The following is a 12,761-nucleotide window of genomic DNA, read 5'->3' as shown; positions in this document are numbered from 1 at the left end:
AACTTTTATAACAGCCTCGTTTTTAAGGATCTAAAAACCAAAATAATAGCCGTTAACATTGTACTGTCAGATTTAACTCTATTTTTTCAAATATACTTTGTATGTAATTTTGTACACTGATTTTACATTAATTATAATTATAAAAAATTCAGTCATTATGAAATTTACATACACAATTAATAAAGCAAAAAAAACACTGCTATTATTTTTTCTTTTTTCTACATTATTAATTGAAGCGCAAACACAAAAACCTTTAAATATCATTTTTATGATTGGTGATGGAATGGGCGTTTCACAGGTTACATCTGCATTCTATTTTGGAAGTTCAGAACCTAATTTTCAAAAATTTGAAATTGTAGGTCTGTCTGAAACATCTTCAACCAGCGATTGGGTTACAGATTCCGCTGCCGGAGCTACCGCTTTATCAACAGGTGAAAAAACGTACAAACGTGCGATTGGCGTAAATAAAGATTCGATAGCACTTCCAACGATATTGGAACAGCTGCAGAAAAAAAATTATCAGACAGGATTAGTAAGTCTTACCAGCATTACTCATGCAACACCTGCTTCTTACTACGCTCATGTAAAAGACAGAGATCTCCACGAAGATATTGCGCTTGACCTTGTAAAAGCAAATGTCAATTTTTTAGCAGGCGGCGGTTTAAAATTTTTCAATAAAAGAAAAGATGGAAAAAATCTTTTAAATGAATTTAAAAAGCTCAATTATAATATAGACACTCTGAAACTTTCAAAACCCATTCAAAATAAAAACAATTTTTATCTTTTGGCCCAGGACGAACTCCCGAATAAAATTCAGGGAAGAGGAGATTTTCTCCCTGAAGCTACACAAACCGCTTTAGATTACTTATCTAAAAACAAAAAACCTTTCTTTTTAATGGTGGAAGGTTCATTTATCGATTGGGGTGGTCATGCAAAAGATGGTGAAATGATGGTAAAAGAAGTGTTAGACTTCGATAAAACTATCGGTGTGGTGATGGAGTTCATCAAAGACAACCCGAATACATTGTTAGTAGTCACAGCAGATCACGAAACAGGTGGTGCAAGCATCGGAAAATTCATGGAAAAAGATTCAACAGGAAAAGAGAAGAACATCAAAGACAAAGTGCAGGTGAATTTTATTGACAATCAACACACTGCAGCTTTAGTTCCTGTTTTTGCAATGGGAAAAAACCAGGAGCTTTTCTCTGGCGTATACCCTAATAACACAATCTATCACAAGCTTGCTGAAGCTTTGAAAAAAAACGGAACCACTATTAAATAATTTGAATTTTACTGAAATCTTATGTGCTTACATTTAAAAAAAATAACAGGTTTTGTAACTCTTTTTTTTGCTGCAACTGTTTTCGGTCAAACTACAAAAGTACACTCTCATAATGATTATGAACAGAATATCCCATTTTGGTATGCTTTAGGTTCTGATGCAAATTCTATTGAAGTGGATGTTTTTCTTGAAAACAACGAACTTTTTGTAGCCCACCACAAAAAAGACATTACCAATGAACGAACATTTGAAAGTTTATATCTGAATCCTATTGATAAGGCATTAAGAATGAATATGATCAAACAGGAATCTCTACAGATTTTGATTGATATTAAAACAGATGCTAAAACCACTTTAAACCAGATTGTCAAATCGATTCAGAAATATCCGACCATTACAGCTCAAAAAAAAGTATATTTTGTTATTTCAGGGAATCAGCCAAAACCGGAAGAATATACTTCTTATCCCGAATTTATTTTATTTGATTATCAAAAACTGGATAATTTAACAGCAGATCAATGGAATAAAGTTGCTTTGCTTAGCTTAAGCTTTCCGCAATATTCTCAATGGAACGGTAAAGGAGGCTTAACGGAAGAAGATGTACCGAAAGTAACCGCAGTCATCAAAAAAGCAAAATCATTTGGAAAACCATTCAGGTTCTGGGCGATTCCCGACGGGAAAACTTCCTGGGAATTTTTCGCAAACAACGGTGTTGATTTTATTAATACCGATCATCCGAAAGAATGTGTGGAATATGTAAGTTCTTTGGAGAAAAGAACTTTTAGGAATAATCTGTTTTCAGAAGTTTATCAGCCTACATTTTCCTATCTGAACAAAAATATTCCTGTGAAAAATGTTATTTTATTGATCGGTGACGGAAATGGTCTTTCACAAATTTCTTCATCCGTTTTAGCCAATAAAGGACAGTTAACCTTAACGCAGTTGAAAAATATAGGTTTAATTAAGACTAATTCGACTGATAATTTTACCACAGATTCTGCAGCAGGAGCAACTGCTTTTGCAACAGGAAAAAAAACAAAAAACAGATTTATCGGAGTAGATTCTGAGGGGCAAAAAACGGCAAACCTCACTGAAATTCTATCAGAAAAAGGGTTCAGCACCGGAATTATTACGACTGACGAAATTGTGGGAGCAACACCTTCTGCGTTTTATGCTCATCAAAAAGACCGTAGTATGGAAAAGGAAATTGCCGAAGATTTGCCAAAATCAAAACTTAACTTTTTTGCAGCGGGCGGAAAATCTAAAGTTTCCGGCCTGTATGATTTTAAATTAGCAGAAAGTCCAAAAGAGGTTACAGAAAGTAAATCTAACCGTTTGGTGTACTATCTTTCAGACAACGGTGTTCCACAAGTTTTGAAAGGTCGCGGGAATCTTTTGGCTGAAACAGTAGAAAGTGGGCTGCAATTTTTAAAAAGCAAGAAAAAACCATTCTTCATCATGATTGAGGGGGCACAAATTGACAGCGGTGGTCACAGCAATAGTGTAGGGACCATCGTTACTGAAGGTATTGATTTTGACAGGGCAATTACAAAAGCAGTACAGTTTGCAGATCAGAACCCCGGAACTTTGGTAATAGTTACTGCAGATCACGAGACGGGAGGTTTTAGTATTCCTCATGGCGATCTGAAAACAAGCACTATTGAAGGTGATTTCACGACAGATGATCACTCAGCTACATTAATTCCTGTATTTTCCTATGGTTCAGGTTCAGAGATTTTCACGGGAGTATACGAAAACAATGAGATTTTCCATAAAATATTGAACGTTTTGAAAGTAAATTAGTTTTATAATTATTTTTTCTAAAAATACGTACAGCTTTGAAAAAACATTTTCTATTCATCTACTGGTCGCTTTACTGCTTTCGCCAAGCGTATTTGCACAACAGAAAGCCATCCAAATAGCTTTTTTGGCAGATGTTCATTTTCAGGATCTTTACGAGTTCGTAATTTCTGATAATGGGTCTACACTTAACCAGAAACTTCATTTAGCTATCTTGCTCCTTATAATATCAAAAGTAATATGGAGTATAAATATTCTGTGCCAAAAAAGATAGCAATTCCAGGTTATGAATTACGTTGTTTTAGACACTAATATTTATATTCATTTTATAGATTTCGATCAAATTGACTGGCAAAATATAATTAATGATAAACAGGATTTTACAATTTTAATCCCACCTGTTATTATCGATGAGCTCGACGGTCACAAATATAATAAAAATCCTAAAATATCAAAGAGAGTTAAAAGGATTCTTCCTAAAATTGAAGATTTATTATGTGAGCAAAATGCCTTAGTAAAGATTCAATTGATTTCTAAAAGACCAGCAGAATATATTTTTAGAGAAAATGGTCTTAATAGATTAGAACAAGACGACTGCATTCTAGCAAGCATCATAGAATTTAAAGAAAACACTACTGATGATAAAGTATTTTATATCACATATGATACAGGTCCAAGATTAAAAGCAAAAACACTTTCAATAGATTCTCTCAAAATTGAGGACAAATATTTGTTACCAATTGAGCCTGATGAAGCTGAAAAGAAAAATAAGGAATTGGAAAAAGAGTTAACAAAATTTAAAAATTTGTCACCAAAAATCATATTTAGTTTTTTAGATAATGAAAAATTTCTCAAGCCAAAAGAGAAAAATAATTTTAAAAGTAAAGAAGAGTACATTAGTGATTGTGTTGAGCAGATTAGAAATGAATATAAATATCTACAAAAAGCTTCTAATGTAAATAGTCAAGAAAATGTAATTAAGTTTTTAGGTTATTTGGCCTTAAGTGATGAGCAAATTGATTCTTATAACGTAGACTTGGATAAATTCTATAAAAGTTATGAAGAATACTTTTCTTCGATTTATAATAGGCTAACTTTCCAGAATGATTGCATTGAGATAAACTTTAAAATACAAAATTCTGGCACGATCCCAGGCAATGATATTGACATTGACCTCCATTTTCCTGATGGGTTTGAAATACTTACAGAAGATCAATTACCGTCTATCTTAAAAAAGCCTACATCTCCATATAAGCCAAAAAATAGATTTGATATTAAGCGTACTGGATTTAATCTTTCCATCTTTAATCAGACTGTTAAGACACCTGTAATTAAAACCGATTTGACTAGTCCAAATATAAAAAAAACAAATAGTTATAATGTCACTTTTCATTTACAATCGCTAAAGCATAATCAGGACTTCATCTTTGAAACATTATATTTAAGTTATGCTGATAGAAGCAAAGCGAAAAATTTCAATATTGAATACAAGATAATGATTGCAAATTATCCTGATATTGTAAGTGGAAAACTTAATGTAATTACTCAATAAGTACTTTCGGAGCTATAGTTATTTCACACGGAAAAGAATTTAGTAAGCAATTTGTGCTAAATTGTTTATATAATAAAAGAACAATAATCAATCACAAAATAATGACAAACAAACTTGATAAAAAAGAAATTGGTATCTCCATCGTAAAAGGAGCTTTTTCTAATATTCCTTTTGCAGGACAATTGTTAACAGAAGTTTTGTTTGAATATCTCGGGAGAATTAAGCAAAACCGATTAAACATGTTTACAGAAATGTTATCACAGTATTTTTCAGAAAACTCAGGCATAGTACTTGAAAATATGCGAAGTGAAGATTTTAGTGATCTTTTAGAATTAGTATTGAGAAAAGTAGTTGATACAAAGTCTGAAGAAAAATTACGCCGTTTTAAAGATATTTTAGTTAATTCAATTGTCACCAATATTGATTATAATAATTCTGAGAGATATTTGGATTTAGTAAGTAGTTTAACAGAAACAGATATTCAAATCCTTAAAAGACATGAATTGTTTGATTCAAGTTTTGAAGACAGATTTGATTACAAAAAAATCAATCAAAAACTACTTGGAGATCTTGAAAAAAATATGCAGGAAGAAATAAAATTACGAGATGAAGGATACGCAAATAATTGGCAAAGAGCTGTATCTCAATTCAATGCTGTAAAAGCTTCCATTAGAACATTTGAAGAACAGAATAAAAGTGTAGAGATTTTTAGAAATGCAGAATTTTATGGTGTAGAAAATAGTGAATTTTTATATAGCAAACAAAAACTTTTCTCATTGGGTTTGCTAATAGATTCAGGTGCAGGAAAATATGATTACAAGCCTTTTCACATGATGTCAATTACTGAATTTGCAAAGAAATTTTTAGAATTCATCAAGAAATAATTTGACTCTCGTAATAATTATATAGTTGTTTTCTTAAAGCATCTAGTTTTTCTTTTTCAGTTTAATGACCTAATTAAATATGAATTTATAAGTTTAAATAAAATAATGGTAAAACATAGATTAGTTTGGATTATGGCTATGATCCTCGTGGTATCAATAATATTAGTTATTGGAATTTATAAGTGGAATTTCTATTATAATAATATTTCTGGGAATCCAGAAAATTGGGGACAATTTGGAGATTTCTTTGGAGGAGTATTAAACCCTATAATCTCAGGATTAAATTTAATTTTAATAATTTATCTGACCTTGAAAATTGCAGATATTGATGAGAAAAGAAGTACAAATCAACAAAAAGAAAGTGTTAGACCTTTAGGTATATTTCACTTTAATCTTTCAGTGGATTCTTTACATATAGAATTACATAATGTTGGTGTGGGACCATTAATTATTACTGAGTTTTTTATTGAACACAATAACAGTAAAGTTTTTGATTTTCAAGAAATTATTAATAGCGTAACTGTACCCTATAGACCCCAATATTCAACTACTAAAAAAGTAAATGAAGGTTTAATTGTACGAAAAGATGATTATGTGGTAATATTAAAGATTTCGGTAATTGATAATTTTCCTGATATGAAGCCTGAAAGAAAACTTGAGGGATTTAACTTGATTAAAAGTGAAATCGAAAAATGTAAAATTTTTTATAGCTATACAGATTTGTATGGAAATTTTATCAAAGAAGAATTACAAGATCTAAAAAGTTTGAAAATAGATTTGTCATAACAATAATTTGAAATTATAATGTCCGCATGCGTCTAATCATTTTTTAAAGTTTTATTTCGCCAACAATAACCTGTATAATGAACTATTAATAAATGAACAAAGACACTTAGTCTAAAACTTAAATCCCAAGCCATCTATATCTTCCAATTGCGTGTGCATGTAAAAATAATTATTAGAACCACCTCGCTATAAAAAATTATGTCAAACATGATAATTCTATTTTATTACCACTTTTGCGTTGGATTAATCTATGCAGGCTATCTATACTGTTAGCAGCAAATAAATAATTGAATATTTTGGATAATCCGTAATATGGGACTTTGAAAGATATCATTATGGGTATGCCAAAATAAATTAGAGGCATTTTTACTAAAATTCTAAGATGAAATTACTAATTAGACCGCAAGACCTAAAAAAGGAATTTAAAAGGTTAATAAAGAAATACAACACTTTTCATTGGGCGGCTGCATGGGCAAGCGCTGGAAATGAGGTTTTTGAGGAGTTGCTCGACAATAGATATAAAATTGAGAAGATAACGGTGGGGATACACTTTTATCAAACTCATCCTAATTTTATTAAAGAGTTTATTGAAGATGAAACCGTTCATTTTTTAGAACAACCTGAAGGAACATTTCATCCAAAAATATATCTGTTTTCAAATGATGGCAATGATTGGGAGCTTATTATCGGTAGTGCAAATTTTACGGCAAGTGCTTTTTCGAAAAATACTGAAGTCTGCGTTTTAATGAATACGAAAGATAACAATGCCGAAGAAGTTTACAAAACCGCTTTGCAAGTTATTGATACGTCTTTTGAACAAGGAAAGACATTTGATCAAGTGGACTGGGAAAACTATAATAAAGTATGGAATATTCAGCAGCCGAAAATTCAAAGTTTATCCGGTCAGTATGGAAGACCGAAAGATAAACCTAAACCGATTCATCAAATTGAATCGCAAACAAGATCTTGGGATGAATTCATTGATAAAGTGTCTGACGAAGGAACTAATGTAATAAAAATAAGGCTGAGAGTAATTAAAATAGCCCAAGAACTATTCGCAAAAAAAGCTCAATTTAAAGATCTTACAGAAGACGAAAGAAAATTTATTGCAGGTATTCCTAACAGACTTGGTGATTATATAAAAGGTGCTGAGAATTGGCCATACTTTGGCAGTATGAAGGGAGCTGGTAAATTTAAAAACAAGATTAAGGATAATAACGAATTTATCTCTCAAGCTTTAGATGAAATCCCTCTTAATGGAACAATTACAAAAACAAACTATGACCGTTTTCTGGAATATTTTCAATTGGCATTGCCGGGAGATTATTTAGCAACGAGTACTAGATTGCTTGCCATGAAAAGACCAGATGTTTTTATTTGTTACGACAGCAAGAACAATAATGCTCTCTGTAGAGATTTTGGGATCACCAGAAATGGTATGAACCATGAGAGATATTGGAATGAGATCATTTTAAGAATTAGTGATAGTGATTGGTACCAAAAACCCACTCCCAAAAATGAAATGGAACGAAAAATCAGTTTGGCGCGCAGTGCATTTCTTGATAGTCTCTACTACAATGAATAAAACTATTTTTTATAAATTAAATTATTAAACATAAAAAAAACTAATGACCAATATTGAGAGAGAGAAGTCAATAAATATTTAAACATTGCAGTTTATATTAAAATGATGTCTTCATTTCTGCCCGAAATAAATTTTGCCGGATTTAGTAAAATTGTAGAAGATACTTATGAATTTTTTAAGACATCTGATGAAAACGCTATATATGAAAGACTTCCATACATAAAAGAGAAATTGGATAAGATGGCTGGTCCCCTTTTGTCAACATTTCCCCCTAAAAAAAGTATAGATGAGATTGCACTTGATTGGGATAAGTTTTTTAAGATTGATTCGGAAATTTATTCTTACGGATTAGAATATGGTTGGTTGGAAGATAGAATGGATGTTGAGAAACTTTTATTATACAATCATGTTCCTTATCATTTTAGAATAGGCCTCTATGCTCATAAAGGTAATTTTGGAATCGAGGAAGAATTTTTGATAAAAGACTCTTTTAACATTCTTGTAAAGGCTCAAAAATCATTTGATCAATTAAAAAAGTATGGAAATTTCAAGCAAAAGATGTTGTAAAAGGAAGGAAAAAAAGACTTTGACCAAGAGACCGTTCAAAAAATAAACGATCTCAAATATGAAATATCTGCCAACTCAAGGCTTTCTGTCATTTCATTTTATGCGTTTGTGGAATGTTTTGTAAACAGTTTGGGATACAGCCACGCTAAAAGAAGTGAAGGAGCTCTAACTGAAAATGACTTTGAAATATTGAATGGTAAAAAGAATGGAAGGTTTTTACAGCTTAAATCCAAGATCGAACGTTATCAGTCTTTAATCAGAGATGATGGTAAAACCATCATCGTAACTTCTGATGATAATCAGATCAAAGAACCTTTTATATCATTTTTCAATATTTACGAGAATCTTAGAAACTCAGCGGTACACTTCTCTCCAAACAAAGAACAAATTTGGTTGAAACCTGCTGACTGGATTGAAAAAGCAGAACATTTTTCAAAATTATCACTGCAAGTTGCTCAGGAAATTTGGAAGTCATGTTATCCTAAACTAGCATCTCCCGATTATATCAGAAGACTAGATTATAACATTTTTATGGATAAAGCAATGTGCTATATTCAGAGTCTTGAACAAATCGCTGATGAATTGAAAAATGGTTGATAATGCGTTAATCTCATTTATCATAAGTTTTTCCGTAGAAATACTGAATTCACTATGCTTGTACATTTATATATTTGATATTACTAATATTTAAAATAATTTCTTAACAGATGGAGGAAAAAATCGATAAAATCATTTCAGTAATTGGCGAATACAGAGCTGAAGATATTGGAAGAGGTTACCGCACAAGAATTGATGCTGATCATTTCAAGAAATGGTTAACACAGTTTGAGGAATCAGACAGAGAGTTTTTGGTTGATGAATTATTACATTTGATTCCGAAATCTTATCTTACCAAAGAGTACACTTTGGAAATGATTTCAACAGAATTTGACATCATTAGTAAACACCTTGGATATAATGATATTGATCAATTTTTTGATGAAACAGAATTTCTAGATTGTCAGCCTTCAGGTAAAAGTCAGAAAGTTTTTCTGGGTTTTATTGATGAACTTCTCAAAGAGAAATACGGAAGGTCACTTAAAGACTGTGGCACTGAAAATATTAAGCAATGGTACTACGCCGATGATGTACTGGCCTCAGGAGGAACATTTAAAAGTGATATCCTTTCAAAAATAGATGAATACGGCATAGAAGAGTTTGTAGAAAGTGATATCAAAATAATTGGATCATTTGTAATTTTACATAATTGGGCTTCTAAAAATGTTAGTTATTCAATTGGAAAAAAGCTAGGAGCAGACCTTCAAAATAGATTCAAATTTTATCGTGTTTCGGAGATAGAGAACAATCCAAGAATTAACTTTTATAATCCCAACCCGAAGTTTAACCACATATATCCACTTCGCTCAGATGTTGGTGAAGAAGTGCTACAATTCGTAGAGGATCATCTTAATAACGATTACGAATATCATAATGAAGATTTTGCATTCAGAGATGTAAGCTATCCCAAAAAGGAAGATTTCTTTTTATCCGGTGAAAATAGAATACGGTACGAGCAAATATTGCTGGAAAAAGGTTTTGAAATAATGAAATCAATAGATCATATTAATGCCAATGGCCTTCGTCCGTTAGGAATGACAAATCCCAGTAATAAGACCCTTGGAACAGGCACCCACTTTTTTACCTGGAGAAATGTCTCCAATACCTGCCCGCTCGTATTTTGGTGGGGCTCAAATGATTGGTTTCCCCTGTTTCCATCCATAAGAAATAGTAGTGCTGCTTCTGACTTCGACTAGTGATTTTATCATTGTAGTTTTAATCAAGCTATTAGTGTAATCAGAAGTTTTAAAGAATCAAATAAATTTTAAACTGCTGTCGTGACAGGTTTTTTATTTATTTTTGAATAACAGAAAATTCATTTATGGAAGAGCTCGCTGATCGAATTTATGAAGTTGTAAAAGACTATCGAAATCACGATGATATTAAAATCACTCCGAAAAAAATTTTGGAATGGTCGGAGCAGTTTAATGATGACAGTAAGCTTATATTGACTGAGCTTGACAATTTTATTTCAGAAGTTTACATATCACGGCAAAAAGCAAAAAAATATGTTAAGGGTCATGTCGGAAAGTATATAAAATTATTTGGTTACTCCAATGTGACACAGTTTTTGATGGACACTGAATTTTTAGACCTTCAGCAGTCGCATAAAAGCCAGCCTGCTATATTACAATTACTTGATGAAGTACTCGATGAAAATTTTTCTGTTTCTTATAAAGATTATCTTACCTTCCCCAAGAAACACTATATTTATTTTGATGACATCTTAGCCTCTGGAAGTACTATTGGAAGACATATTACAGAATTCTTGGCACAGACTGATGACAATGATAAAAAATTTGCTGAGAAAATTTTATTAAATGAAATCACATTGTCAATAAGTGTATTCTGCCTCCACCAATGGGGCTTTTCTTTTCAGGATTTTAGAATCATTAAGACCTTCGGAGAAAAAATTAGTAAAAAGATAAACTGGTATTCTAATTACCAGATAGAAAACCACGCAAAATTTGCTGACCAAAAGTTTAATGTTGCCAAACCTGTCAAGGGCAATAATATTAAAATCAACAGCTATCTTGAGAGCCTTGAAGCAACGAAATATGAGGATTATGCATACAGGAATAAAACTGATCCAGCTCAGGAAACCTTTTTCACAAATGCCAATAGTAGGATTAAATTTGAAGATGTCATTACTGAGAAGGGAATCGATATAATCAATAAAATCAGCGGAAATATAAAACCCAATCTGCGACCATTGGGACTTATTAATCCCACCTATAAAATTTTTGGTTTAGGAACTCATTTTTTCACTTGGCGGAATATTCCCAATAATTGCCCGTTAGTATATTGGTGGGAAGTTCCCGGTCATGACTGGATACCTTTATTTCCTGCAACCAATAGGGGATAATTAAAAAATGTTTAAATTAGCACTATGAATCCAAGCATTAGAGAATATAATACAAAAGAAATTGTAACTTTTGCTAAAACTGAGAATAAGTTTGGAGGCCTTTCCAATATGGCTCCGGGATATTATCTGTTTATTAACGAAGTCAATATTCAAAGTTCCGAAATTCTTTATCAGGCATGTAGATTTCCATTATTTCCATTAATTCAGAAGGAAATCATTGAAACTAAAAATCCTATGGATGCAAAAGCAGTAAGCAGAAAATACCAGCAGTACAGCAGACAGGACTGGGACAGCGTAAAGTTTAAAGTAATGAAATGGTGTCTTGAGGTCAAGCTCATCCAAAACTTTGATACATTCTCAGAATTATTATTGAGTACAGGAGAAAAAACTATCGTGGAGTTTTCAAAGAAAGATAATATTTGGGGAGCTTCACCGGTAGCTCCTAATATTTTAAAAGGCAAAAATGCTTTAGGTAGACTTCTTATGCAGCTAAGAGAGAAAGTCAAATTAAACTTGATCACAAAAGACAGTATAATTCTTGAACCGGAGATCAAAGCATTTCTGCTTTATAACAACCCTATCAAAGAAATTCATAATGAAGGTTATTTTATTGATGACCTTGATGATATCTATGCGCATTGATCATTCTCTTAGATCACCTGATCATCTTCTCGGGAAAAGCTAAATATAGTGACCATAATTATGATAAAAAAATGCAAGAACTATTATCAATAAAATAACCAATTATTTTTTTTTATACGTTTTAGGAGCTTTACAAACTATTCCAGTAGAATTTCCACCGAAGACTCCCTACTATCTTTATACAGAAACCATGAGATGTTGATGATTTGGAGATAATCATTTTTGGTTCCAGCTGTTTATATTCTTTTTCAGATAAAAGTTCTACTGTTGAAATGTATTCTCCGGTACGGCATTGAACTTTTTGCCGTTTTTTAGCTTTTATATTTTCAATCAGCGGGGGGGTGTTGTTAATGAGTGAAGTTATCTGCTGTAAGTTGAGCTGTACGCCGCAAACATTTCTGAACTGCATCCAGTTACATTTGTAGTCTGGACATTTCACGATTTTATCTTTGATCATGAAGTTTTTTTGCTGGCATTTTGGACATTGAAGTTCAGCGATATTTTCCTAGGGAATATGTAGTGATAAAAGTTCGTTGGTTATTTCTGTTGTATAGTTTTGGATATCATTGATAAATTGGAGTTGCTAACTTTGTTAGGACACGATTCTTATACTCTTTAACTTTAAGAGTATGAAAAAGATCAGAAAAAATTACAGTCTAGAGTTTAAGATCCAAGCAGTATCTTTAAGTGAGCAGCGAGGC

Annotated in this window: 12 protein-coding genes; 11 read left to right on the top strand and 1 reads right to left on the bottom strand. The window is 31.9% G+C overall.

All coding sequences use genetic code 11. The annotated features are described in order from the left end of the window. Positions 1–157: 157 nt before the first annotated feature. The 11 genes from J4Q03_RS14140 (at position 158) to J4Q03_RS14090 (ending at position 12,060) form a co-directional block, all read left to right on the top strand. Complete coding sequence (locus J4Q03_RS14140) at positions 158–1,282, top strand: alkaline phosphatase (RefSeq protein WP_426048782.1); 1,125 nt, start codon at positions 158–160, stop codon at positions 1,280–1,282. A 21-nt stretch (positions 1,283–1,303) separates the two neighbouring features. Continuing rightward, positions 1,304–3,085 carry an alkaline phosphatase gene (locus tag J4Q03_RS14135; protein WP_426048781.1) on the top strand — a complete coding sequence of 594 codons (1,782 nt, stop codon included), beginning with the start codon at positions 1,304–1,306 and terminating at the stop codon, positions 3,083–3,085. Positions 3,086–3,368: 283 nt separating this feature from the next. Next, the gene (locus J4Q03_RS14130; RefSeq protein WP_426048780.1) at positions 3,369–4,634 is read left to right on the top strand and encodes a PIN domain-containing protein; all 1,266 of its coding nucleotides are present in this window, start codon (positions 3,369–3,371) and stop codon (positions 4,632–4,634) included. A gap of 101 nt (positions 4,635–4,735) precedes the next feature. Further along, complete coding sequence (locus tag J4Q03_RS14125) at positions 4,736–5,518, top strand: hypothetical protein (RefSeq protein ID WP_426048779.1); 783 nt, start codon at positions 4,736–4,738, stop codon at positions 5,516–5,518. A 105-nt stretch (positions 5,519–5,623) separates the two neighbouring features. Then, positions 5,624–6,304 (top strand): hypothetical protein, encoded by a 681-nt coding sequence (locus J4Q03_RS14120; protein WP_426048778.1) that lies wholly within the window; start codon positions 5,624–5,626, stop codon positions 6,302–6,304. A gap of 382 nt (positions 6,305–6,686) precedes the next feature. Continuing rightward, a complete protein-coding gene (locus J4Q03_RS14115; protein WP_426048777.1) occupies positions 6,687–7,889 on the top strand; it encodes a restriction endonuclease PLD domain-containing protein in 1,203 nt (400 codons plus the stop codon). Between the two features lie 105 nt (positions 7,890–7,994). Next, on the top strand, positions 7,995–8,456 hold the full coding sequence (locus J4Q03_RS14110; RefSeq protein ID WP_426048776.1) for a hypothetical protein: 462 nt from the start codon (positions 7,995–7,997) through the stop codon (positions 8,454–8,456). A 108-nt stretch (positions 8,457–8,564) separates the two neighbouring features. After that, complete coding sequence (locus J4Q03_RS14105) at positions 8,565–9,053, top strand: hypothetical protein (protein WP_426048775.1); 489 nt, start codon at positions 8,565–8,567, stop codon at positions 9,051–9,053. Positions 9,054–9,163: 110 nt separating this feature from the next. After that, positions 9,164–10,249 carry a phosphoribosyltransferase-like protein gene (locus J4Q03_RS14100; protein WP_426048774.1) on the top strand — a complete coding sequence of 362 codons (1,086 nt, stop codon included), beginning with the start codon at positions 9,164–9,166 and terminating at the stop codon, positions 10,247–10,249. Positions 10,250–10,374: 125 nt separating this feature from the next. Then, entirely contained in the window at positions 10,375–11,418 is a 1,044-nt protein-coding gene (locus J4Q03_RS14095; protein WP_426048773.1) for a phosphoribosyltransferase-like protein, read from the top strand. A gap of 24 nt (positions 11,419–11,442) precedes the next feature. Continuing rightward, a complete protein-coding gene (locus J4Q03_RS14090; RefSeq protein ID WP_426048772.1) occupies positions 11,443–12,060 on the top strand; it encodes an NADAR family protein in 618 nt (205 codons plus the stop codon). Positions 12,061–12,190: 130 nt separating this feature from the next. On the opposite strand, the gene J4Q03_RS14085 is transcribed toward J4Q03_RS14090, so the two are convergent. Next, positions 12,191–12,517 carry a hypothetical protein gene (locus J4Q03_RS14085; RefSeq protein ID WP_426048771.1) on the bottom strand — a complete coding sequence of 109 codons (327 nt, stop codon included), beginning with the start codon at positions 12,515–12,517 and terminating at the stop codon, positions 12,191–12,193. Between the last annotated feature and the right edge of the window lie 244 nt (positions 12,518–12,761).

Source organism: Chryseobacterium sp. NFX27 (genome assembly GCF_049887855.1).
In the GTDB taxonomy this organism is placed as follows: domain Bacteria; phylum Bacteroidota; class Bacteroidia; order Flavobacteriales; family Weeksellaceae; genus Chryseobacterium.
Note: the sequence above shows the minus strand (reverse complement) of the source record. Positions and strands in the feature narration are given on the sequence as shown.